Genomic DNA, 25971 nt, shown 5'->3' on the forward strand with positions numbered 1-25971 from the left:
GACCGCTCCTCAAAAAAATAAGGGCTGATTAAAAAAAAAGAGTATGGCGGGATATTAGAATTATTTTTTAAAAGATAGTTACTTACGATATCCCTCTGAAAAATTCTTACGCCAGTTTGAGGCGTCCTCGATGATATTCTCAATTTCGGAGAATAATCTCTTCCAGCCCAGAACCGAATAAGCTCTCTCAGATGAGGCCACAAGGGAAACAGGATCACCCTTACGTCTCGCTCCAACTCTGTAGTTTACTCTCTTTCCCGTAACTTTCGACACCGCTTTGACTATTTCCAGGACTGAAACTCCCCTGCCGCCCCCAAGGTTAAGAGCTCCGGAATAGCCCTCGGAGAGTTTTTCCAGTCCAAGGACATGAGCTGTCGCTAAGTCCTTAACATGAATATAATCCCTGATGCAGGTTCCGTCCTCCGTGGGATAATCATCACCAAAAACAATCAGTTCCTCCCTCTTTCCCTCCACAACATCCAGAACCAGAGGGATCAGATGAGATTCCGGATTGTGATCCTCTCCGTGGAGTTCAGTCGCGCCTGCCGCATTAAAATAGCGTAAAGAAAGGGGTTTCAGTCCCCACGCCGAGGAGCAATCCTCAAGGAGTCTCTCTACAGCAAGCTTAGTATTACCATATGGATTTACGGGGTTAAGACCTGAGTCTTCAGTAATAGGAATTATTTCAGGCTCTCCATAAACAGCGGCCGTGGATGAAAAAAGAAAAAGGCGAACTCCAGCTCTCTTCATAGAATCAAGCAGGGATATTGCTCCACACACATTGTTCCCGTAGTACTTTAAGGGATTTGTCATGGATTCACCCACCCTGGAAAAGGCGGCAAAATGACATACAGCTTCAATGCCGTCAGCTAAAATATCTTCGAGCGATTCGGAGTCAAAGAGATTCAGCTCAAAAAATTCGGCCCTTTTGTCAACCGCGTCTCTATGCCCGGTAGACAAGTCATCAACAATTATAACCTGATGACCTTCGTCGAGCAGATATTCACTTACAACACTGCCTATATATCCAGCCCCGCCGGTTACAAGAATCCTCATTCAACTCCCCTTTCATTATTTCCCGAGATATTTTTTCAAATATTTACCGGTCTTCGACTTGTTTGATTTCATTATATCACTGGGTAACCCGGATGCCGTAACAAAACCTCCATTCTCACCGCCCCCGGGTCCAAGATCAATAATCCAGTCAGCCCATCTTATGACATCCATATTGTGTTCTATTACAACAAGTGTATGACCTGAATCAACCAGACTATCAAAAACCCTCAATAGATTCTCAATATCACTCATATGCAAACCTGTTGTGGGTTCATCCATAATGTAGAGATTTATCTCATCTTTTGATTCTGAAAGTTCCCTGGCAATCTTAATCCTCTGCGATTCACCTCCGGACAACGTGTTTGAGGGCTGTCCCAGCCTTAGATAACCCAATCCAACTTCGGATAATATCCATAGTTTCTCGCCAAGCTTCGGGATTTTATCAAAGAAAATTATTGCTTCATCAACTGTCAAATCCAATATCTCACTGATATTCTTTCCCTTATACATAATTTCAAGTGTATCTCTGTTGTATCGCTTACCGCCGCACTCCTCACAGGGAACAAAGATATCAGCCATAAAATGCATTTCAACTCTTCTATATCCCATTCCGCTACAGCGGGGACACCTTCCTTCCGGCTTATTGAAACTGAATCTTCCCGGTTCATACCCTCTCCTGACTGCTTTATCCTGCCTGGAAAACAGTTCTCTGATATAGGAAAAACCTTTTATGTATGTTACGGGATTCGAACGGGGAGTGCTGCCAACCGGCTTTTGATCAACAAGAACAGTATCATCGATTCTACCGTCTAATTTCCAATCACCGATATTAATATCAGAAAGCCGTTTATTTTTCATTACATTATATAAAACATCAACCACCAATGAGCTTTTCCCCGAACCTGAAATCCCGCTTACAACTACAAGATTGCCAAGGGGAATCTTAACTTCGATATCCTTCAAATTATGTTCTGAAACACCTCTCAGGGTTATAGCTCCGTTTCGTTCTCTGGGCTTCGATTCTTTCTTTATTCTCTTTACATTACCGAAAATATAATCAAGCGTTTTAGAACGAGGATACTTCTTGCCTTTAAGTAGTTCTATATATTCGCTGCATAAAACTTCGCCCCCCCGGCTGCCGGGTTCAGGTCCTAGATCAACAAGATAATCTGACGCGCGGATAATATCCGGATCATGCTCCACGACTATTACGGTATTACCCAATTTTTTAAGCTTTTTCATCACATTGATCAAACGCTTATTATCAGAGGCGTGAAGTCCCACGGAAGGTTCATCAAGGATATATACCGAGTCGACAAGATTAGCTCCCATTGAATTGGCCAAATTTATTCTCTGCGCTTCACCGCCCGAAAGGGTTCTGGAAAGTCTGTCCATCGTCAAATATCCCAGGCCGACATCTATCATAAACTCCAATCTTGAAATAAGTTCATTTATAAGATCTCTGGAAATGATCTTTTCCCTTTCTGAAAATTTCATTTTGTTAATAACGTTGATTATCTCTCCGGGAGTCATTCGAACAATATCACTTATTGAAAAGCCGGACAATTTCACGTACTCTGTTTCCTGTCTCAGCCTGGTTCCGCCGCAAGTGCGGCATACAGTAAAAGACATATACCTTCTTGTAAAGAATCTGTGCCCCTTTTTATAAGACTTTTCTCTCATTTTTTCCAGAAAAGGTATAACACCCGGATAGTCCCCTTTACCTTTGAAAATAAGATCCTTATGGCGCGGTTCAAGTTTGTAAAAAGGAATATCTACCGGTATTTCCTTTCTTTTACAGAATTCAATAAGTAACATGAAAAAATATTCGAATCTGTCTCTCGCCCAGGGATCAACAGCCCTCTCCATAATAGATTTATCAGGATCAGGTACGATCATTTTTTCAGAAAATTCCATACGGTTTCCATATCCCCTGCAATCCGGACAAGCTCCATATGGATTATTAAAAGAGAAAAATTGCGGGGTGGGTTTTTCAAAACTTCTACCGCATACTGAACACAAGGGATTACTGGAGAACTTCAATTTAGTGCCATTATCTGTATTTACCACCTCAACCAACCCTGAATGCTCGCGGTAAGCGAGTTCAACCGCTTCGACAATACGGCCCGAATTCTCTCGAACAGCCTTAATTCTGTCGATCAGGACAAATAGATCCTCCCCCTCATAACTTGCTGGATCTAAATCATCTATCCTCACACTGCCTCTGGAAGTGAACAATCTCGAAAAACCCCTGGAAATTAAATAACTTCTGTTTTTCCCCCAGGTATCCTTGTTGATATTTCCTTTCGGCATCAATATGTAGACCCTGCTCCCATTGAATCTCTTCAACACCTCGTCAGAGACATCACTCGGCGAATAGGATTTGACTTCTTCTCGGCAGTCGGGACATACAATCTTTCCAATTCTCGCAAAAAGCAGTCTGAGACAATCGTATATCTCTGTCGATGTTCCCACAGTCGACCGGGCACTTTTAACTGAGTTCTTTCTCCGAATAGCTATAGTCGGGCTTATCCCTTCCATGCTGTCGATATCAGGTTTTTCGAGTTTTTCTATAAACTGTCTCGCGTAAGTGGAAATTGACTCAATATATCTTCGCTGTCCCTCCGCGTATATAGTATCAAAAGCAAGGGAAGATTTCCCGGAACCGGAGACACCGGTAATAGATATAACCTTTCTTCTTGGTAAATTAAGGTTAATACTCTTTAGATTATTCTGTCTAGCGCCCTTTATTATTATCTTATCCATAAATATTCGAACCCGGTATCAAAAAACTATATCAAAAGAAAGGTGCAAAACCCCCGCTGATTAAACGAGGTAAGCTTAGATTATATCATTTATTGAAAAATTATTCAATTCCGGATATAATCTGGAAGTTGCAGTTTATAAAAGCTTCGTCGGACTTTTTCTTTGACAAATATCATATGAAAAAGAAAAAAAACACAATTTCTGATGAAATAAATAAACTTAGGGCAACCTTGAATGCTCTCAGAGAACCCGGCGGATGCCCCTGGGACAGAGAGCAATCCATTGATGACCTCACATCTTACCTTATCGATGAAGCTTATGAGCTTCAAAGCGCCGTAAAAAGTAAAATAGCAAGTAAAATAGAAGAGGAACTAGGGGATACTCTTTATATTTTGATTTTTATCCATCTACTACACAACCAGAACAGAGAAGTTTCGCTGTCAGAAATCATCCGCAGGGTCCACAAAAAAATAATCGATCGCCATCCCCACGTCTTTGGTTCATCCAGCGCGAATAACACAAGGGAGAGTCTCGCTCACTGGGAACGGGCAAAAAGAAAGGAAAGAAAAGGGAAATCACAGATGGATTCTCTGCCGGAACAACTTCCCCCCTTAAGAAGGGCGGCAGCTATTCAGCGGAAAGCGGCTAACATAGGCTTTGACTGGGTAAACTATGAAGGTGTCATAAACAAACTCTACGAAGAAATTGAAGAGCTTAAAACCGCTATAGAATCGGGCGAACAGGAAAAAATAACAGAAGAGCTGGGGGATATATTCTTCACTGTAACTAACCTGTCGGGCCGTCTTAACGTCGACCCCGAAATATCAATTAGAGAAGCCGCTGATAAATTTACGGCAAGGTTCAAAATTATGGAATCATTATCCATGGATATGGGAATTGAACTCTCAGACCTCGATATTGACCAACTCGAACATCTTTGGCAAAAGAGCAAAAAACTCATGTAATTAACAAGGTATATCTTAATCTCAAATCCGAACAAATCAAATTCAAGTTGGACGAAAGTTAAAAGGGCCGCGGTTAGAACAAACCGCGGCCCTGTGCAAATTCTTCGATTTTTAACAGGCAGAAGCTAATTCAATCTATGAAATTCTATCCGCCTGTTGGAAGCTCTTCCTTCGGCAGTTTCATTAGATTCTACCGGATCAGCTTCACCATACCCCTCAGTAACCAACCTGTCTGAAGCGAGACCTGAATTAAGCAAATATTCTTTCACGGAATTTGCGCGCTTTTCCGAAAGCTTTAGATTCGCCTCCCAACTTCCCACACTGTCCGTATAACCTCGAATTTCCACCTTCACTTCGGGATAGGCCTTCAAAGTCTTTACAACACGGTCGAGGACAGAATATGAATCCGGTGTTAATTTGGAAGATCCGCTCTCAAAATGTACACCCTTTAGAATGAACTTCTGCTTTATCGGTCTTTCATCCGGACAACCGTCTTCATCCTCATATCCATTGAATGTTTCCGGCGCGTTTGGACACTTGTCCTTATCATCAGGTATTCCATCGAGGTCATTATCGAGGTCGGGACAACCGTCTTCATCCTGATAACCATCGGGATCTTCTTTCTTCTCGGGACATTTATCTGAATCATCAGGAACACCGTCTCCATCAGTATCTTGAATTACATCCGGACAACCGTCGCTATCCTGGATGCCGTCGAAATCCTCAGGCTCATTAGGACATCTGTCATCGACATCCGCTATCCCGTCTCCATCATTATCAAGGTCGGGACAACCATCTTCATCTTCGAACCCGTCAAAGTCTTCTGCCAGATCGGGGCACTTATCAACTACATCCTTTATTCCGTCTCCATCATTATCAAGGTCGGGGCATCCATCCTCATCCTCAAAACCATCAACGTCCTCAGCTTCTTGGGGACATTTATCAAGTTTATCCTCGATGCCGTCCTTATCCGCGTCCTGCGGGATTACAAACCCGCCAAACGACAGAGCGGCATAAGCGAACCAGTCCGGCGGGTTCTTTACGGAAGGCGAATCCTCTGAGTTCAAATTGATCTCAATAGCCATTAAGAGCTCAACCCCGTCCGCTGAAGCCAAACTGAATCCGGGAGTTATCGTATATGTACTAGTATTTAGTGAATCACCAAAATCAGCATTTCTGAATTCATCCCATACAAATTCAGCAAAAATTCTTGATCTTTCCTTCAGTATAAATTCAACGCCAGTCCCCAAACGGAACATATCATTATAACTGCTTTCTTCACCATCTGGTGTAGCCGGATAAGCCGGCGGGTAAAAACCTTCTTGAAAAGGATTCAACGTAGTTAATATTCCAAAACCATTCTCATTCCTGTTTACATGATAACCTGTATTCAAATGTACTCTTGTAGGAACAAAATCAGTAATATCTGTTAAATCCAATGTGGCTAACCCCGTAATACTGTAATCAACTGCATCCGTTGAAAACATCCTGTCCTTTTCACCGGTAGGAAAACTCGCTGAAGTCAAAGCCCCCAGTTTTATACGCTCTGTAGGTAGAGGCAGACATAATTTCAGGTTAGCCCTTGTGTCTCCGAGCCCCCCGTAATACCAGGTATCATCTGGACTCTGCAATATCCAGTTTCTAACATCAATAGCGGCTGAAACCTCCATATACCTGCTTAAACCGAGAGTTACTCCCGCCCTGGAAATCATAAAATTGTAATCAACAGGATCTGATGAAAATTCTAAATCCGAACGTCTTGAATATGAGGTGCCAAGCGAGAATACGAGTTTACCGCTTCCTATTGTATTAGCTCCGTAAACCCTCAAGAGGCCGGCAGTGCCGTTCCATGAAGTATTACTACTCATTAGATCAACGGGTGTCATTATTACGGCGGCAATCATAAGTAAAACGACTAGTGATTTCATTTTTTCAACCCTCCTTTTCAAACATTCACCCTAAATACTAAATAAACGGGGGAAACCTATCTACGATTTAAATGTTTTCGTCTAAATCAATTTTTAACATTAATTATTCTTTGCTCTCCTTTTCTTCTTTTGATTCTGATTCTGATTTTGATTCTGATTCTTTTTCGGTTTTATTTTCGTCCTCTTCTTCATCCTCTTCAACGTCTTCAGCATTCTCGCTTTCGTCCTCTATGTCCTTTGTTTTCAAGGCTTCAACATAATTCATCTGCAATTCCATAATTATTCTATCAAGAAGCTGTTTTTCGTTTTCTTCCAAATTTCCTTCTGTTTTCATCTGTATCATCTCTAGCATATCTATCGTTATCTTGGCCTGTTGCAAATCTCCTTCCACTTCTCCGCTAATGGGATTAATTAATTTCCCCATCTGCTGCAAGGCGAGGCTTTGAAACATCGCGACAAGATGGTGAAATAAATATCCCTCTCTATTATGATCTTCACCTACATTTTCATTCATTGTCACGTCTCCTTTCTAAATCATCCCCTTGAACTTACTTATAAAACTATAGGTTTAATTAAATTTACCTGTCAACAAAAATATAGATTTGGAGTTTCCCCGATTTGTAAATTGGATTTATTTTTAAGCATTTCTTACGGCTTCCAGTAGATTGAATTTGTCAAAACCGCGGTCGATTTCTCGCCGGCCGAGAAAATCGCCGCTCTGAGCTTTCGGGCTCGCTCTTTCTGCGCCTTCGGGTCAGAAAGCCCTGCCCGCTCGCCTGGGCGAGGGTTTTTAAAAATTCAATCAGCCCCTTGCGAATAGAATTAAAATAAAATCTATTGTAATAATATATAACTGAATACCTGCTTTAGGGTCTGTGAACCTGAAGAATGTATTTTGGAAAACCTGCTGATAAACCCCTATTAAATAAAGGCGGAATTAAGTTCAAAAAAATATGCCTGCAACTTGCGTATCTGCAGTTAGTTATCTTATATAACGTTCTGAGCCAACCCATATTAATTTGGCTTCTTCTTTATCGGAAACATTCCGAAAACCATGGCTCTGATTTCCAACGATATAAATGCTGTCGCCACTCTTCAAAGTGTAATTCTTATCTTCGACCTGAAAAGTAACATAACCTTCCAATACAAGAACAGTTTCATCACCCTCATGAGCATGTATGTCAAATTCCCCTTCTCCATCGGGGACCAAAGTAATCAGGCGGGAACTTATTCTGCCGCCGGGTATTGAGTTTGTGAGCTCAGAAGAAACTCCATTCTTTCTTTCAAGATCTATGGTTTGACGATCTTCAAGAGATATAAAAGAAACATCCGGCAGCTCTTTCTTCTCAAGAAAATAAGCCGGATCCTTCTCCAACGCATCGGCGATACGAATAAGCGCTTTTATAGTAGGAGAAGTTTTACCCCTCTCAATTTCTGAAATATGAGTAGCGGAAATACCAGCCTCGGCTTCTAGCTTTTTAAGGGTCATATATCGGGCTTCCCTAATTTTTCTTATCCTTTTACCAACCTGGTTTGTCTTTAACATCTTCTACCTTTTTCTCCAATATCAGAAATTAAGTCTTCACAGTATAAACGGCGGCATTGTTACCCAAATAGCGCGGCATGTAACTCCCCCGATATTCCTCATCGCGTGGGGCTTGTTGGCCATGTAATGGATACTGTCGCCTTCTTTCATAATATACTGCTCATCTCCAATTAGTATCTCCATAACTCCTTTTATTACAAACGCGAATTCTTCCCCTTCATGGGAACTTTTCTCTTCGGGACGTTTAATTCCGGGGTCAAGTTTGACTTCCAGCAAAGAAATCTTCGGATTGCTGATATCTTTTGTCATAGAATAATACGTTGCGCCCCAATCCTTGAACTGCATCGGTTTACGTTCATTTCTAGATACAATGGACATACCGGAAAAATATTCTTTTTTTATCAAACCGGAAAGCTCAATGCCAATAGCATCAGTAATTTTTGATAAAGCCCCTATTGTAGGCGAAGTCATCCCCCGTTCAATCTCCGAGATATGAGTAGCAGAGACTCCGGCAGAGGATTCTACTTCTTTTAGGGTCAAACCCTTCGCGAGCCTGTGCTCTTTGAGCCGCTTTCCAATCCATTTATCTCTTACCATACTTACCATTCCTCATCAGACTCCATATAACAATATTTCACTCATGCAGCATTGAATACCCATCAATATAATTAATTAAATTTTATTAATCAAATCATAGACAAAAGTAAAATATACTAAACAAAATAAGATATAGATTTTTGTAAATTCTTCCTATATATTCATCATGTTTTAATATAGTATTCCCACATTAAAGCAAATTCCTTAATTGGTTGGATTTTATGGATTCAGAAGATCTGAAAATTCTTGTTATCCGGTTCAGTTCGCTTGGGGATCTTATCTTAATGCTGCCTCTCTTAAGCAGGCTTCGGGCTATCTTTCCAAATAGCGTTATTGACCTCGCCACTAAAGAAGAATACAGCGATTTGTTCGAAGGAAATAAAAATATCGACAATTTGCACACTTTAAATGAAGGGGGCTTTCGTCAACTTTTCGTGCTTCGGAAAAAAATTCAACAAAATAAATATGATATTATTCTGGACGCTCACAATGTAATCAGAAGTAATTTTCTCTACCACACAACCCGCGCGAAAAGAAAAGCTCAGATCACAAAAGACCATATAAAAAAATTGCTGCTTATAAAATATAAAATCAATCTCTACAAAGAAGCCGGAACTCAGGTAGAAAAATACCTTGATTTAACAAATTTATTTGACGCGTCGTACGGAAAAGGGGAGGAAAATAAATTCCAGCTGCCGCGCGAAGCACTTGACACGGCGGATACTATTATCAAAAAAGCTGATTTTGGAGAAAAAGAAATAATCGCAGTTGCTCCGGGAGCAAAGTGGGATACGAAGAAATGGCCTGAGAAAAAATTCCGGAATCTTGTCTCAACTCTGGGCAGAAACAACTTTAATATTGTGATTGTCGGAGGGGCTGAAGAAAAAACATTATCCAACATAATTGCCGAGACAAGCCAATCACCCTTAATTAACACAACTGGAGAACTGAAAATATGGGAAACGGGAGCCATTCTGAAGAAATGCATTCTTCTGGTCACAAATGACTCCGCTCTTCTACACCTTTCAGAATATGTCGGCACACCTGTAGCGGCTCTTTTCGGCCCTACCGTGAGAGAGTTCGGTTACTACCCCCTCCTTGAAGAAAGCAAAGCTGTCGAGATCGATCTGGATTGCAGACCATGCTCGAGGAGTGGATCAAACGTATGCCCGATCGGAACAAAAGAATGTCTGAAATCTATAAGCGTAGATACTGTTATTAAAAATATCGAATCGATACTCGCTGAAAAGATAGTCATCAGATGATTTTAAAGGAGAGCTCCTTGATGTTTTTAAGAAAAAATACATATAGAGCGCTCAGTTATATTGCCCCTCATCTTGCCAAACTGGCCGGAATATTCAATAATAAAATCGCTGAAGGAATTCATGCCCGTAAAGGAATAAAATTAAGGTGGAGAAATAAATGCCGCAATCTCGATAGAAAAAAAAAGATCGTATGGTTTCATGTAGCATCTGTGGGCGAATTTCTTCAAGCAAAACCAGTGATTTGTCTTCTTTCTGAAAAACTGGGGTCTTCAGTTGATGTAGCCCTTACGTTCTACTCACCTTCCGGGATAAAAAATTACAGCAAGTTCAGCCTCCCCGGGGAAACGGAAATAATTAATTTCGTTGATTACCTTCCGTTTGACACTCCCGCCAACGCCCGTTTCTGCCTAAATAATCTTAACCCCGATATTATTATCTATGTTCATTCAGATCTCTGGCCTAATCTCATAATGGAAGCTTCTAAAGTCGATATTCCGCAAATACTTATTTCCGGAACCTTGTCTTCAAAGTCAAAAAGACTTTCACCACTGGTTAGAAGCTTTTATGGAGAGCTGTATTCACTTCTTGATTCTATTGCCGCAATTTCGGAAAAAGACGCGGCAAGATTTAAGAAATACGGCCGAAAATTAAATATATTTACTGCCGGTGACACAAGGTTTGATCAAGTAATCCAGCGAATAGAGAATTCTGATGTGAAACCTCTTGGTATTCCAACCACCGGACAGAACGATTTTATTATCGCGGGGAGCACCTGGCCTGAAGATGAAAAAGTGGTGATACCCGGATTCCGAAAGCTGATTAGTGATTATCCTGAGTTGAAACTTATACTGGCTCCCCATGAACCTACAGGGAAACGTATCAGCAAGATCAAAGCTGCTCTTAAAGATCAAGGTATCGATTATCACCTTCTTTCCTCTATCGATCAAAAGAGTTTTGATACTAAACCTGTAATAATTGCTGACGGTGTGGGATATCTTGCCGAACTTTACCGCTTCGGTTCTCTCGCCTATATAGGAGGAAGCTTCACGACAGGTGTGCATAATGTCATGGAACCGTCAGTTTTTTCTCTCCCGACTCTTTTCGGTCCGAGAATCAATAATTCTTTTGAAGCTCTGAAGCTTATTTCTTTTGGCGCCGGAACGATCGTCGAGACTCCCGAAGAATTTGCTGAAACCGCGTCAAAATTCCTCAATGACAGGAAACTTCTTGAAAAATACGGAAAAATAGCCTCGGAATTCATAAGGAACAATAGCGGGGCTTCAGAAATATCCTGTAAGTTAATCCTTAATACCCTTTACCGTTAAATATCAATAATTCAGGACATTCCTCGAAAATCAGGGCAATATTTGAGTAATGGCATAACTATCAAGTAATTACCCATATTGATAAGTGGAATTGATGTTTAGTTTCTATCCGGCTATTGGTATTGTCAAAAACGCCGTCTATTTCCCCTGCGAGGAAATAGCGTCTCCCGCTCTTTGGGCCCGCTCTTTCCCATTTCCCTAAAGGAAATGGGAAAACCATGCCCGCTCGTCTTCCGAGAGGGTTTTGAAATACCAATAGCCGGATATACAAAGGAATGTTAAAAATTGGGGAAACTCCAATCAATAATTATCTATATCCCAGCCGCTAAAATTCCATAGTATAAATAACTATGATGATACTAAATCACTTACTGCTTCATTATATGATAGATTTCTGTAGTTGACACAAAACCCCGTTGTAACTGTTTAAGCAGAAAAGATGTTAAGAAATATTATGATTATGATTCACTCTGAAAAGAAAATGTGTTTAATGCTCTGGATAATATTCTAATAACAAGAAACACCAGACATGACGTAATTACACCTATTACAGCGGGGTCAATAGTTACAAGCTTCTTAAAAAATTCGTTGAAACCGCTCGTGTCAACATTACCCTGATAGAAGATAAACCTGTACGTTAGAGTTGTAAAGATTGCGGCAAGCATTGAAATCATTATATGATTATTAAGCTCTCTTGTTTTCTCCTTATAGAATACCCCAATAATAATTGGCAGAATTATAGCCGGAGCCCACAGATGATATGTAAAGAGGAGCAGACCTATGATATCAGACCAGAGAATAGCAACACCCACAGCCGCGATACCAAGTGACGCTGAACAGATCCTGGCCAATCTGAGCATACGCCCATCACCTTTATCCTTCCAGCCGAGCTGATGTTCGAATAGATCCTTCACAAAAATAGCGGTTGATGAATTCAAGGCTGAATCGGCTGAGGACATAACGGCCATTAGTAAAGCCCCTATTATTAATCCACCGATAACCGGATTGTTCAGTTGGCGCACAACTTGAGGAAGCGCCTGCTGAGGATCTATATCGGGAAAATGAATCCTGGCGTACAGAGCTATAAAAAATAGAACAACAGGGAAAAATACAGCAAGGAAGAATCCAACTCCCGCAATCCCGATCTTAGTCTCTTTAATATTTTTACCAACACAGTACCTTGTAGCGTAACCCGGAGCAAATGTTTCACCGAAGAGAAAAGTAAGAAAAGTGGTTATTAAAAAAAGCCACCCCTTCCCCCCTTCCAGCATAAAGAATTCCGGTTTAACAGTATTTCTAACTGAATGCCAGGACCCCACGATATCAGGAACGCACCATATGAGTGTAATTATAAAACCCGCGATAAGAATGATAAACTGAAACATATCGGTGTGAATAACCGCGAAAAGTCCACCAGCAGTACTATAAATTACTACCATTGTTCCACCTACAAAGATTGACCATCTTAGAATATTCTGCGCGTCCGCGAAATTAGGAAGAACAGCGGAGAGAACACTTCCAAAAGCCGCCATCTGAGCAGCAACTATAAATACCGAGAAGAGGAGAGAAAGAATCAAAACAATAAAACGGGGTCTTTCCCCAAACCTGTGTCCGAAATAACCGGCAACAGTATATAATTCAGCGTCTCTGAATTTCGGGGCTACAAACAAACCGCTGAATATAAAATGCAGATACCATCCGGTAGAAACCAGAAGCATAAGAATGCCCCAGTCATATGTCTTGGCGATAGCACCTATAGAACAACCGCCGCCTATAACCGTAGCACCCATTGTGCAAAAGAGGAAAAACCATGTTACACCGCGGCCCGCTACCAGAAAATCGTCTGAATCCTCGATCTTTTTGGCCTTAGAAACGCCTTTGATAAATATAAAGGCCATATAAGCGATTATAATGCCCCAGAGGATGAGATTATTATTCGTCATAATATATCGGCAGTTTCAGTATTATATTATTATTTACCAACATTAATATCAGAATTCTCGTTCGAAAGGGATACCGGCATATTAAGCGCCTTTTCACCCTTTATTCTATACTCAAATCCTTCAAGTGACGGTTCAACTACTTTCTTTACATATTCACTATTCATAAGTCTTAAGAGGGCCGCGTAGTTCAACTTAAATTTAATATATCCCCCAACCTTAAGATCGGAAGGGTTATCACCCACATTAACAACAGTAATATCACTACTCGCGCCGGCTATTTTGTAAGATTCGTTTACAGGTGTAAGTCCGTTGACATTTGTGTCGAGCTGTCCGACATTTACAAGGGCTCTGTAGCCGCGCTGCCCTACTTCGTAATCCTCTTCAGATTCAATTTCGAAAGGCGCCAGTGAACCTGTTTCCCCGGTAGAGGCCAGACTTTTTTTCTTGATTTCAATAACTTCCGCTTCAAGGACAACAATGTCGTTTCTGAAATCGGGTAATGTTCCTCCGTTAATAAGATCATTTCCAAGAAACACTCCCTCTCCAATTCTAAAATGATTTATACCCCTGGGTAAACGTTTCTCGATCACGAGAGGAAGTGTTGCTGTTGTTCCTGCTGAGATAAGGGGCAGTTTGCGATCAAATTTCAATTCCAGCAATTCCTTGTATAATTTTAACTGCATAAACTGGTCGATTGTTGGAATAGCTCCAACCAGACAGCCCAGATTCGCTCCTATACCGATCACATTAATATTGGAAAGGTGAAATATCTTCTTATAGAATTTAACGAGTGACCCCGGGAGAATACCCTCCCGGAGATCACCAAGTTCGATCATAATAACAATATGATGTAATTTTTCCTGCCTTCTGGCTTCTTTATTCAATTTCATAATGATTTCATATTCACTGTTAAGACTTACTTCAGAGAAATTAATCACTTCTTTAATAGCGGACATACTTGGAATTCTAAGGTACCAGGTTTCAAGATCAGGTACGTACTCCTTAAAAGACTGAAGATTCCTGAATCTGGATTCACCTATAGACTTCACGCCGCTTAGGACAAGCGCCCTTAGAGTTTCAACATGACCGCACAAAACCTTAGTTACCACAGTCCAAGTCGCACCCTGCGCTAACATCAACTCATTAGCGGCAATTAAATTCTGCCTCATAGCCTCAAGATTAATTCTAATTCTATTCATTTCACCTCACCTTTTAATTGCCTTCTTTCAAATATCTCATATCCGCATATTTATTAACAAAACCAAGCCTCTCATACAATCTCTTGGCCGGATTATCATATTCAACATGAAGATTTACATCACCATCGGCACGGTCAATAGCCTCCATGATTATTTTCCCTCCAATACCTTTACCCCTCTCCGTGGGTGTTACAGCAACAAAAAGAAGCAGATAATCCGGAACATACCCCGACATATTAGTCTTAAGCATAACTACTGAACCAATCGGCTGTTTATCCTTCAAGGCAAGCACGATAAAACCATTCTTAACATCTGTAGATGAAAGCGCGTAGTCAATTCCGCTTTTTACCTGCGGCAAAGGATCTTCGAAGGGTTTAAGACTTTCATACAGAAATTCAGCTAAGGTGTCGCGATTCAGCCACTCTGGAAAATCATTATTACTCCTGAGTTCATGGATTTCTATTTCATTATTTTCAAATTTGCCCATAATTTCTCCCTTTTAATACCACTTCAATGTTTATGGTTTCAGATTAGCGGCACTTTTAACCCCGCCGGAAATAACATGCCCGGCTTCAAGAGCTTCCTCCTCCATCATAGATGCAATTACATCTAACGCCGCGCACAAATCGTCTTTCTCTTCAGTTTTCAACTTCTTGAATTTATCAATAAACCTCTTCTGCAGCAGCGAAGGGGCATTAGCTAAAACCTCTTCACCCTTTTCCGTGAGAAAAATAAGAACTTTTCTTCTGTCATACTTATATCTTCTTTTATGAATAAGCATTTTCTTCTTAAGACGGTCAACAATATCGCTAACCGTCGCTGAACTCAAGTTAACTACACCGGCAAGTTCGCTGACAGTTATCCTATTCGAGCGTTTAATCTCTTTAAGTAACAAAAGTTGAGGCACAGTGAGAGCGTACCTTGCCGCTATCCCCTTTGAATAAATAGAAACAGCTCTGATAATGCGTCTCAGCGAGATAAGTACTTTATCACTGTAATCATCCATATATTTACCCAATGGCTGAAAGAAAATAAAATATTAAGGGTACTTATTATCAGGATACTAAATATATTGTATCACTTCAAGAGTATTTATTACAGGACATTCCTCGAAATCAGGCCAATATTTTAGTAACGGCATAACTATCAAGTAATTATCCATATTGATAAGTGCAATTGATATTTAGTTTCTATCCGGCTATTGGTATTGTCAAAAACGCCGTCTATTTCCCCTGCGAGGAAATAGCGTCTCCCGCTCTCAGACTCGCTCTTTCCCATTTCCTTAAAGGAAATGGGAAAACCATGCCCGCTCGTCTTCCGAGAGGGTTTTGAAATACCAATAGCCGGATATACAAAGGAATGTTAAAAATTGGGGAAACTCCAATATTTATTAAAGTGAAGTTTGCCCAATTTTTATAACCTGTAAGGTAGTCGATGATTTGTAATAGTACGCGGATGATTGATATTTTCAAAATCGTTGTCGTTTACTCGCCGGCCGAGCAAGTCTGCGGGCTCTGCATCTCGGTCTCGCTTTTACGCGGTTTTTACAAAGGTAACCTATATAAATGAATTTAAGCTCTATATTTAGGTAAATAAATTTCCCAAGTATAAATTCATCTCATTAGTACCATTTTAGAACTTTTTTCGAAATCATCTGAAATCATCCTGCACAGATATACACCGGATCCAACTTTATCTCCTCTGAAATCGGTTCCATCCCAAATAATTTCTCTTTGTCCGGGTTCAACTTCTTTATCAAGTAAAACACGAATAAGACGTCCCGCGACATCATATACAGAAATATTCACATTAGACCTGCGTGGAACATTAAACCTGATTGTTGTAATAGGATTAAAAGGGTTAGGAATATTCTGAGATAGAATAAACCGTCCAGGTTCTGGATTGTCCGGCTCACCTGTTATTACTTCCGTTGAAAAATTGCCGTCTGAGTTATCGTACTGCGCGAGGCCCGCGGCGTCCCTCGCGATAACTCTAACTCTGTTGGAAGTACTCACGCTGTCGGAAACCAACCACGTATAAAGACTGTCGTTTGATTCTCCGGCTGCAATTGTGTCGGGAAAGCTCATTCCCCCGTCCCGGGACAAAAGTATATCTACAGAAGTTATTCCCGTATTATCAGAAGCTGCCCATGATATTTCACATTCCTGCCCGCACCTGAAAGTTTCACCGCCATCGGGCGCAATAACTTCGACTTGAGGTTGTTCTAAATCGGGCCATGAATCAACCAGCCATTCGAGGCTTCGCCTGATCAGAGTATCACGAACGGCTGAAATATTAACAGCTTCGAGTCCGAAAGCACAATAAATCAGTTTGTACGAACCGGTGTATCTCAAAGCCCCTTCTATTCCCGATTGGTATTCAAAAACCGCTTCCGCGTTAACCAGAGGTTCAATCTCACTTGGCCAGTTTTGATTGCAACTTCCGTCCCCTCCTCCAATATCAAATGACAGCCCGTCACCTACAGGATCTCCAGCTATTCCGGTGAGACTCCTGTATCCTGAATCATCCTGTATGTAATTAGCCCGTAGATAGTCATTGTAAAATGCTATCTCATCGCTGTTCCCTTCATAATTAAGCTGCCAGCCTACATCCTGACCTGTAATAAGTAAATTCCCCCCCGACCCTAAAAATGAAGTAATCGCGTTCCTGTTTGAAGACTCTATATCACCAGCCGTACCTGTCATCCAAATTACGGAAGAATAATTAGCCATTTCAGAACCGGTAATATAACCATTTTCCACTTCCTCCCAAACCTCATAGAAATAACAGTTGTTATCCAGGGATTCTTTAATATAACTGTCAATTCCTGACCCGTCATCGTCATCGACAAGGAGAACCGGTGGGTTCCCTATAGCTATTTCGAAAGTATCAGAAGAGGTGAACCCGCCGTCCGCGGTTATATTAAGAACAAAAGGAATATGGGTTCCGGGTTGAGCGAATTCACTTACAGTTATTTCATAAGAAGGTGTTCCGGACGAATAATCACCGGGATTCATTGTTCCGTAACCGGAGCTGGATTGAATAACGTCAATTACGCTGCCGGAAGTAGAAATGCCTGCTTGCACGTTCTGTCTCTGTTCTGAGAGAATATCGCTGAATAGTGTAACAGTCAGTTCTACACTCTCACCCGGATCCGCTCTTCCGTCTCCGTCACCAGTTGAGTCGCCGATTGAATACTGATCGAAGACCAGTTGATTTCCAGTACTGTAGATTACCCGCTGAGTGGCGGTTCCAATATTACAGGAACCATACTTTATCCAAAAATATCCTGAATCTCCCCAGCTGCTCCCCCAGCTGTTTTTAACAAGCCACGCGCCCTCATTACCGCACATACTGTCGGCCCAGCCCACAATAACTACCGCGTGATTTATCGGGTCATCGCCCGAGTGCTCATAACATCCTCCACCATACGATCCGAAATCATCATAAACATGAAAAGTAGTAGCAACCGGAGAAATAAGTACCTGTTCTTTTATCTCATCGACGTTATTCTGAACGTCTACCCAGCCATTATTTGAAGCAACTTTCTCGCAGGAGCCATCATCACATGGCACAGTATCATCAGCTTCGTAGGGCATACACAATTCAAGCACGGCGCCGCTGTTTCTGATATAATCCCACACAGTCGCATACCATCCTCCACTGCATCCCGATCCCGGCGTGGCACATGAAAGTATCTGCTGTTCAGAGAGATCATACTCAACAGACTCATTGATTGCCAAAACAGCCTCTAAAGCTCCAATTCCGGCAAAATCCCAACAGCTTCCACATGATCCCTGATTCTTTACAGGCGTTACAATATCATAATCCCGCCAATCAAAACTTGAAGGAAGAAGCCGTGATTGAAGCTTTGGAATAATTGTCTCATGCCGACTGTCTATCCGCTTCTGTAAATCCTCAGGTATTCTCGCGCCGAGAAGCCTCTGGAATTCTTCATCAGAAAGATCTGTCACCCATGTTCTCTCAGCTGTCCAATTATATCCTTTGCTGTCAATTTCCCGCTGAAGAGATGCAATCTCCTGATCTTCCGCGGCTGAGACCCCGCCCGCTGAAAAGATCATTGAAAAGACTGCTATTACAATTATAAATATATGTTTCCCTTTTTCAGGCAATTTCATTTTCTCTCCTGTCTTTTCTTTCCAAACGCTAACCTCACAGAAATTATAACATATTCAGCAGCAATTTACCACGACTTGGCGTGAAATATTTTCTGTTTAATCACCTGGTTATCATAAAAAAACACTTCTTATACGCCCACTGGATATTAAACTTGATTCATCAAAATAGTGCCTGTCTAATAAATATTACGGATAATTTTTACAGTAGATTCAATACTTTCGTCCCTTATACACCAATCACTTTCTCCACATTTCTCTGTAAATAAATATTAAGGGAATTACAGTTGTGCTTTAAGTAGAATTCCACTAAGCGGTCTTTACTATATCGCCTCATCAGGCAGAAAATAAAAGAGGGGGACAGGTATATACCCCTGCCCCCCTCTTTCTCTTCCCCATTATTTTAATAAACGAATATTTGTATCTTACTACTCGTTATACATACTCTTTATCTTGCCCCAAGAACTTATCCCCGCCGGTGATTCGGGTGAATAAGTCGTAAGGAAAACATCATTCGTGTTATTTAGCACACTGCTCTGGGAAACCCAGTTGGGTGATCCCGAAGTAGGCCAGGGATCGAAGATGTAGAATGAGTCATCCGTACAATCCTCAGGGGTATCTTTATCATCATACCCCGCGATGATTTTACAGTGACCCGAATCGTAATAAAGCTCACTGGGCACAGTCATATCTGAAGGCCAACCTGCTACATCAATCCACAAGAATATCTGATTATTATCTATGTAGAGCTCTATCATAGAACATGTCAGCAAAGGATTTGTCGTTCCTCCAGGACCAAACTGATAGGGAGCAGAGCCGACACCATATGTAAAGGCGTTCTGAATCTCAGGTGGGTTAGATGCTAGACCGGCGTACATCCCGACACCGTGAGTTTCAAGAATACCATTTCCAGTTATCTCTCCCTGAGAACTCTTGCCGTTATCATAGATATCATCCTGCTGTATAAAATTGCCGGTTCTTCCCGAAAAAATGGCATACATAGCCACTGAAGCCGGGCCGCAGTACATGTCACAATGGTTACATCCGGGTGAATGCACTGGATGTGTAGCACCCGCTCCACACACATTACAGAACATGTTTGTATCTTTGTGCTGCCATACCTGAGTAACCGCCAGTGTCTTCTGAATCGCATGCGCGGAACCAACAGCTGTAATCAAAAATATAAACGTGGCTGCTGTTATTAACATTTTCTTCACAGAAAACCTCCTTAACTTCTGTCTTTAAAGAATCGGGCCGATACTAATTTAAACCGTTATAATAGGTACTTGCACCTATATTTTACCTGTGATTATATTTTTTGTCAACGATTTTTTCTCAGTGAAGTTTCCCCAATTTTTATAACCTATAAGGTAGTCGATGATTTGTAACAGTATGCGGCTGATTGATATTTTCAAAATCGTGGTCGATTTTCCTGCATACCAATTTAGAATTACATAATTTCCGCATAAAGTAATATCAAATAAATAACTACTGTAGGCCCATACATTAAGTTTATAAATCTTTTCCGGTAATCTATTTCAGGAAGTTATCAATTATAGATCAAATAACAGAGAAAATTGCTTAAATTAACCGTCGAACGCTGTATATGTGCCTGAATTACGGCTTTTTATCAAGTTTTTATATTTAAAATATCCTGACCTATTAAAACATTATACCGGCAAATATTGTAAAAGTCTGGTTCTTGATATTAGAATTTTCTTCTTCACTCGCGACTTCTGTCAAACCCATACTATACCTTGCTTCAAGTGTATAAGTTACAACATCGAGTTCGAAATCAAATAATTCACTCCTTGCAGTACCTATATTCGGCAGTTATTCCTATTCTTTGATTTAACTAAACAAATTATAGAACTCGATATAAATGTTAGAACCATCTGATTGGGAAAACACTTCTTAATACCTTACAACCTCAACCATTAGACCAATTATAAGCTCCGTGCCTCAATACTTTCGGGGTAGGAATCCCAAATTCAACAATAGTTGAAGGCCGAACGGGAGTTCTCCCTTTCCTGGAAATATAAGCCCCCAGTCCGGGAAAAACTGTAATTATCTCAGATATCCTTGTAAGAGGTTTACAGCCGGTTTTGTTAACACTGGTAGACACAAGAGGATACCCGAGTATATCTATTATATCTCTCAGCTGCTTCTTTGCCGGAATCCTTATAGCTACTTTTTTTCTGTGTGTTAACAAAGGATCGACAAACTTAGAGGCGGGAAGCACAGCGGTCAACGGCGCGGGCCAAATCGAAGAGAGCATTCCGCGCGAAGAATTCCTCCAGGATGAAACCCAGCCGTCAGCCATCCTAATATTTGAAAAGAGGAGAACAAACCCTCCGCTTTTCCTGTTTCCCTTAAGAGAAAGAACCTTCTCTACTGACGATCGATTGACCGCCAGACAATGAAACCCGTAGATTGTATCTGTCGGAAGTACCGCAATATCACCTTCAGCGAGAAGCTCAGAAATCACGTTTATACCGACATATTCAAAATATCCTCTTAGGGTTTTCTCCATTCTTCCCGCATCTTTCTTATTTTCTTTCTTAAACTTTCGTCCTCAACAGCAATTATCTGAGCTGCCAGAACCGCGGCGTTCTTCGCTCCGGCCTTTCCAATGGCAACTGTGGCAACCGGAATACCCGGAGGCATTTGCACCATCGAAAGCAGTGCATCCATTCCGTCGGGTAAACCGCTCGGGATAGGAACACCAATTACAGGCTGCACTGTAACAGAAGCCGTAAATCCCGGCAGGGCGGCCGCCATTCCCGCTCCGGCAATGAACACCCTGGCTCCACGCTCAACAGCATTTTCAATGTACATCCTGGTTTTATCAGGGTTCCTGTGGGCGGAAGAAACAACAAGTTCAGATTCCAGGCCCAACTTTTCAAGCTGCTCGAGGCAAGATTCCATTACTTTCCTGTCGGACTCACTGCCCATTATCACAGCAACATCAATACTGCCGTTCATATACGACTCCTTTCAATGAAGCAAAAATTCCCACACGTTAAAATACAACTTTCATTTCTTTTATATTATATCTTGCTACTTACCGGTTCAACACATTACAACCGCGTAAAATCAAACACCCTTTAAAGCTATATCTCTTCTTGAAAATGAATCATTAAAACTTATCAAATCCACTCCCCGGTAGGCCTTTCTTATGGATTCTTCAAGTGTCTTTGAAACGGCGGTTACTCCCAAGACTCTGCCTCCCGAAGTTACAATTTTACCATTCTCTTTTTTTGTTCCCGCATGAAAGACAAAACATCCCTCCTCCAGAGCTCTGTCAATTCCCTTTATTTCATAGCCCTTCCTGTACGACACTGGATATCCCCCTGAAGCAAGAACAACACACACAGCCGCGTCAGAACTGTTTCTAAAATCAACAGAGCTGAGATTTCCGTTTGTTGCCTCAAAAAGAACCTCAAAAAGATCGCCGTCATAAAGGGGTAAAACAACCTGTGTTTCCGGATCCCCAAACCTGCAATTATACTCGAGAACCTTCGGGCCGTTACTGGTACAGATAAGCCCAAAATAAAGTATTCCCGCGCCCTTGATGCCTTCTTTGGTCATTCCACTGAATGTCGGTTCGATTACTTCTTTTATCGTTCTTTCCCTGAGCTGTTCCGTATAAACAGGGACGGGAGCATAGGCCCCCATACCGCCCGTATTTGGACCTTCATCTCCATCATAGGCTCTCTTGTGATCTTGTGAAGGTACAAACAGACGATAATCCTTACCGTCAAAAACGGCCATTATCGAGATTTCCTGACCTTCGAGATATTCCTCAATTACTATTCTGCTGCCCGCTTCGCCAAAATCCTTTTTTTTCATTATCTTGTTAACAGCAACCCCGGCTTCTTTATCATCTTGACAAATAATTACACCTTTGCCCGCCGCCAAACCATCCGCCTTCAACACATAGGGTGGACTGCTATTTTCAATATATTCAAGCGCAGCGGAAGGATCATCAAAAACAGAAAAACCACCGGTTGGAATCCCATATTTTTCCATAAACGCCTTAGCCCACACTTTGCTTCCCTCTAAACGAGCCCCTGATCCGGTAAACCCGAATATTCTCAACCCCTCAGAGATAAATCTGTCCGCGATACCATCTACAAGCGGGGCTTCGGGACCTACGACTGTCAAGTCTATCCCTTTATCTAAGGCAAATTTCAAGAGTCCCTCAATATCATTTGCCTCAACGGGAACAGATTCAGAAACTCCTTCAACTCCGGCATTTCCCGGCGCTGTATATATTCTCTCAACTTCCCGGGATTTGGAAATTTTCCACGCGAGTGTATGCTCCCGCCCCCCCGAGCCTATTACCAGGACCTTCATTGAAACTCCCTCCTCTGGAGATGAATTGATTATTATTAAAAACTGTTCTTTATAAAAATATCTTGCGTCTATTCTATTTCCAGCACAAATGAGATTCCATTTTAATAGTAATATATTGAATCAGCATCTTGATCGAGTATTTTTACACCAAAGAGAACTTTTAACCCGGAGAAGAAAGTTACTCAACTATCTTAATCAATCATGGTAAATATGAGTGCCGGATTTGCCCTCGCAGGCTTCAAGCAGATGAGAAGCATGGGAGATAATAGCTTCATCACCGCCGGATTCCAAAAAATCTATGGCAGCCCTTACCTTAGGCCCCATGCTTCCAGCGGGGAATTCATAATTCCTGTAGAGCTTTGTTAAATCCGATAGTGAAATTCTCTCAAGTGCTTCCTGGTTGCTTTTCCCGTAATTTACATACACATAATCAACATTAGTAAGTATAATAAGCCTGTCAGCCTTAACATCCTCGGAAAGAACAGAGGCGGCTCTATCCTTGTCGATAACAGCTTCGACGCCTTCAAAGCCATTTTCCCTTCTAACCACCGGAATCCCGCCCCCTCCGACGGCAATTATAATTACATCAAGGCTCAGGAGTTTCGAAATGACCGGTGTTTCAATAATTTCAAGAGGTGTTGGGCTCGGCACAACACGTCTGAATCCGCGCCCACCGGCATCTTCCTTCATTATCCAGTCTTTCTCTCTTTCGATAACTTCCTTTTCTTCTTTTGTATAAAATGGCCCGATAGGTTTAGTCGGTTTATCGAAGGCGTCATCATCTTCCGCCACCCTTACCTGCGAAATAAGAGAAACAACCTCTTTATTAATCCCTTCACTTCTGAGTTCACTCCCAAGTATTTGCTGGACCATATATCCAATCCCGCCTTGCGAATCAGCGCCGCAAACGTCTATAGGCATCGGAGGTATATGGTCTTTTACCGCTTCTCCCCGCTCAATAATATTACCAACGATAGGTCCGTTGCCATGTGTGATGATAATCTTCCTGCCGGATTTTATGAGAGAGCATATCTGCTTCATCGTTCTCCTCGTCACTTCTCTCTGCTGTTCTATCGTACCCTCTCCTTCAGCGGGTAAAATAGCATTTCCGCCAAGTGCTATTACGTCAATATCTGTTTTCAAAGCAACCTCCAGAAATAAAGCTCCCCGGCGAAAGGTGTTGGTTCTCGCCAGGGAGTCAAGCTTTACGTGTTATAAAACTACAGCGCCTCTTTTATAAGTTCCAGAGCTCTTTTAAGATTCTTCTGAGAATTAGCGTAAGAGAACCTTAAATAACCCTCTCCATAACTTCCGAAACTCGTACCGCTGAGGCCCGCGACACCCGCTTCATCCAGAAGGTATTCCTCTATCTCTTTTGATTTTTTCCCCGTACCGGTTATATTCGGAAAAACGTAGAAGGCACCCTTGGGTTTCAGACATTTAAACCCGGGGATTTCGTTTAGCCCTTCAACGAACATGTCCCTTCTTGCCTTAAATTCTGCCATCATTTTTTTAGATTCATCCTGAGGTCCCGTGACAGCTTCTACACCGGCCTTCTGAATAAAAGTTGATGTACAGGAATTACTGTTAGTCTGGATCTTGGCAATCTGCGCCGCCAGTTCCTCCGGCATAGAAGCGTATCCAAGTCTCCAACCGGTCATAGCGTAAGTTTTTGAATGACCCTCGAGAAGAATAGTTCTGTCCATTACTTCAGGGTAATCATATATACTCACATGATCACCATCATAGACCATCTTGCTGTAAACTTCATCACTAAGTATCCACGCGTCGTACTCAACAGCCAGTTCCGCTATACCCTTCATATCATCCGGCGTCAAGCTTCCGCCAGTCGGGTTATGGGGTGAATTCAAAATAATCAATTTGGTTTTTTCATTTACTAGATCCTTCATCTCATCTAAATCGAAGGAAAATTCTTTTTCCTCTCTCAAGGGAATTGGAACAGGTTTGCCGCCAACAAAGTTAATAACAGACTCATATATAGGGAATCCGGGATTCGGATATATAACTTCATCTCCCGCGTCAACAAGGGCCAGAATTGAGAAGAAAAGAATCGGTTTAGCACCAGGTGTTACAACGATATTCTCGGGACCAATATCAACACCGCGGTCTTTACTTATAAAATCAGCAAAAACCTTTCTTGTTTCCGGCAGTCCTGCTGATGGCCCATAATGAGTAAATCCGTCATTTAGAGCTTTAATTGCCGCGTCAATTATATTCCTCGGAGTGTCAAAATCGGGTTCTCCGATTTCAAGGTGGATGATTTCACGTCCCTCGGATTCCATTTTATTGGCTTTTGAAAGGACTTCAAAAGCAGTCTCAGTTCCAAGCCGGTTCATTCTTTCTGCCAGCATAGGTCCTCCAATCATAACTGACTATTTGCCAAAGAATTATATAATTAATAATTGAGCGGAAATATCAAACAATCCACTCTATCCTCTATTACGCATAATATTACGCGCCAGCTAACATCGTATCCAATATATTAGCTCTTCGGAAGGTTATTGTCAATATCTGTAATTTGTGGAGCTTCCCCGAAAATCCGTCAAGTATTTTACTAACAATGCGAAATACAATCATTTATTAGGATTAGTAAGTGGAATAGGGCTTTCATTGCTGATGAGTGCGGCTGATTGATATTTTCAAAACCCTCCGGAGGGCGAGCGGGCAAGGATTTCTGACCCGAAGGGGCAGAAAGAGCGAGCCCGAGGTGGGAGTGGCAATTCCCTCGCCGGGGGAATTGACCACGATTTTGAAAATATCAATCAGCCGCATACTGTTACAAATCATCGACTGCCTTATAGGTTATAAAAATTGGGGAAACTCCACTAGTAATTTCTAAAAATATAACTGTCAATCAATAAAAAG

The 25971-nt window shown here is 41.6% G+C and carries 21 protein-coding genes; 4 read left to right on the top strand and 17 right to left on the bottom strand.

Translation table 11 applies throughout. From position 1 onward, the window contains the following. Window positions 1-78: 78 nt before the first annotated feature. Both galE and uvrA read right to left on the bottom strand, forming a co-directional pair. Window positions 79-1056: a UDP-glucose 4-epimerase GalE gene (gene galE, locus U5O15_05880; protein MDZ7860180.1), complete on the bottom strand. Its 978-nt coding sequence runs from the start codon at window positions 1054-1056 to the stop codon at window positions 79-81. Between the two features lie 15 nt (window positions 1057-1071). Beyond that, window positions 1072-3822, bottom strand: a complete 2751-nt coding sequence (gene uvrA / locus U5O15_05885; protein MDZ7860181.1) for an excinuclease ABC subunit UvrA — start codon at window positions 3820-3822, stop codon at window positions 1072-1074. 176 nt (window positions 3823-3998) lie between these two features. On the opposite strand from uvrA, the gene mazG reads away from it, so the two are divergent. Continuing rightward, window positions 3999-4787, top strand: coding sequence for a nucleoside triphosphate pyrophosphohydrolase (gene mazG / locus U5O15_05890; protein MDZ7860182.1), 789 nt, complete (start codon window positions 3999-4001; stop codon window positions 4785-4787). A gap of 125 nt (window positions 4788-4912) precedes the next feature. Here the strand turns inward: mazG and U5O15_05895 are convergent, their stop codons facing one another. From U5O15_05895 to U5O15_05910, 4 genes are all read right to left on the bottom strand, one after another. After that, window positions 4913-6715 carry an OmpA family protein gene (locus tag U5O15_05895; GenBank protein MDZ7860183.1) on the bottom strand — a complete coding sequence of 601 codons (1803 nt, stop codon included), beginning with the start codon at window positions 6713-6715 and terminating at the stop codon, window positions 4913-4915. A 103-nt stretch (window positions 6716-6818) separates the two neighbouring features. Continuing rightward, entirely contained in the window at window positions 6819-7229 is a 411-nt protein-coding gene (locus tag U5O15_05900; protein MDZ7860184.1) for a DUF1844 domain-containing protein, read from the bottom strand. A gap of 468 nt (window positions 7230-7697) precedes the next feature. Beyond that, on the bottom strand, window positions 7698-8261 hold the full coding sequence (locus U5O15_05905; protein MDZ7860185.1) for a cupin domain-containing protein: 564 nt from the start codon (window positions 8259-8261) through the stop codon (window positions 7698-7700). A gap of 36 nt (window positions 8262-8297) precedes the next feature. Beyond that, window positions 8298-8867: an XRE family transcriptional regulator gene (locus tag U5O15_05910; GenBank protein ID MDZ7860186.1), complete on the bottom strand. Its 570-nt coding sequence runs from the start codon at window positions 8865-8867 to the stop codon at window positions 8298-8300. Between the two features lie 212 nt (window positions 8868-9079). Between U5O15_05910 and U5O15_05915 the strand changes: the two genes are divergently transcribed. Then, window positions 9080-10123: a glycosyltransferase family 9 protein gene (locus tag U5O15_05915; protein MDZ7860187.1), complete on the top strand. Its 1044-nt coding sequence runs from the start codon at window positions 9080-9082 to the stop codon at window positions 10121-10123. 20 nt (window positions 10124-10143) lie between these two features. Next, window positions 10144-11448, top strand: coding sequence for a glycosyltransferase N-terminal domain-containing protein (locus U5O15_05920; GenBank protein ID MDZ7860188.1), 1305 nt, complete (start codon window positions 10144-10146; stop codon window positions 11446-11448). A gap of 458 nt (window positions 11449-11906) precedes the next feature. Here the strand turns inward: U5O15_05920 and U5O15_05925 are convergent, their stop codons facing one another. The 4 genes from U5O15_05925 to U5O15_05940 are packed head-to-tail and all read right to left on the bottom strand — an operon-like array spanning window position 11907 to window position 15608. Beyond that, window positions 11907-13391: a sodium:solute symporter family protein gene (locus tag U5O15_05925; protein MDZ7860189.1), complete on the bottom strand. Its 1485-nt coding sequence runs from the start codon at window positions 13389-13391 to the stop codon at window positions 11907-11909. Window positions 13392-13420: 29 nt separating this feature from the next. Next, a complete protein-coding gene (locus U5O15_05930; GenBank protein ID MDZ7860190.1) occupies window positions 13421-14590 on the bottom strand; it encodes an alanine racemase in 1170 nt (389 codons plus the stop codon). Between the two features lie 13 nt (window positions 14591-14603). Next, window positions 14604-15077, bottom strand: coding sequence for a GNAT family N-acetyltransferase (locus U5O15_05935; protein MDZ7860191.1), 474 nt, complete (start codon window positions 15075-15077; stop codon window positions 14604-14606). A gap of 30 nt (window positions 15078-15107) precedes the next feature. Beyond that, window positions 15108-15608 carry a MarR family transcriptional regulator gene (locus U5O15_05940; GenBank protein ID MDZ7860192.1) on the bottom strand — a complete coding sequence of 167 codons (501 nt, stop codon included), beginning with the start codon at window positions 15606-15608 and terminating at the stop codon, window positions 15108-15110. A 152-nt stretch (window positions 15609-15760) separates the two neighbouring features. On the opposite strand from U5O15_05940, the gene U5O15_05945 reads away from it, so the two are divergent. Continuing rightward, window positions 15761-15922, top strand: a complete 162-nt coding sequence (locus tag U5O15_05945) for a hypothetical protein (GenBank protein MDZ7860193.1) — start codon at window positions 15761-15763, stop codon at window positions 15920-15922. A 281-nt stretch (window positions 15923-16203) separates the two neighbouring features. Here U5O15_05945 and U5O15_05950 read toward each other — a convergent pair whose 3' ends face one another. The 7 genes from U5O15_05950 to U5O15_05980 form a co-directional block, all read right to left on the bottom strand. Continuing rightward, a complete protein-coding gene (locus U5O15_05950) occupies window positions 16204-18729 on the bottom strand; it encodes a C1 family peptidase (protein MDZ7860194.1) in 2526 nt (841 codons plus the stop codon). Window positions 18730-19154: 425 nt separating this feature from the next. After that, window positions 19155-19934 carry a C39 family peptidase gene (locus tag U5O15_05955; GenBank protein ID MDZ7860195.1) on the bottom strand — a complete coding sequence of 260 codons (780 nt, stop codon included), beginning with the start codon at window positions 19932-19934 and terminating at the stop codon, window positions 19155-19157. A 722-nt stretch (window positions 19935-20656) separates the two neighbouring features. Beyond that, a complete protein-coding gene (locus tag U5O15_05960) occupies window positions 20657-21259 on the bottom strand; it encodes an L-threonylcarbamoyladenylate synthase (GenBank protein ID MDZ7860196.1) in 603 nt (200 codons plus the stop codon). Then, entirely contained in the window at window positions 21244-21711 is a 468-nt protein-coding gene (purE, locus tag U5O15_05965) for a 5-(carboxyamino)imidazole ribonucleotide mutase (GenBank protein MDZ7860197.1), read from the bottom strand. The genes U5O15_05960 and purE overlap by 16 nt, the downstream gene beginning before the upstream one ends. Before the next feature lie 111 nt (window positions 21712-21822). Next, entirely contained in the window at window positions 21823-23085 is a 1263-nt protein-coding gene (gene purD, locus U5O15_05970; protein MDZ7860198.1) for a phosphoribosylamine--glycine ligase, read from the bottom strand. A 195-nt stretch (window positions 23086-23280) separates the two neighbouring features. After that, window positions 23281-24228 (bottom strand): carbamate kinase, encoded by a 948-nt coding sequence (gene arcC, locus U5O15_05975; protein MDZ7860199.1) that lies wholly within the window; start codon window positions 24226-24228, stop codon window positions 23281-23283. Window positions 24229-24305: 77 nt separating this feature from the next. Beyond that, entirely contained in the window at window positions 24306-25457 is a 1152-nt protein-coding gene (locus U5O15_05980) for a pyridoxal phosphate-dependent aminotransferase (protein ID MDZ7860200.1), read from the bottom strand. Window positions 25458-25971: the final 514 nt, after the last annotated feature.

The organism is Candidatus Krumholzibacteriota bacterium, assembly GCA_034520215.1.
Taxonomy (GTDB): domain Bacteria; phylum Krumholzibacteriota; class Krumholzibacteriia; order Krumholzibacteriales; family WJIX01; genus JAGHBT01.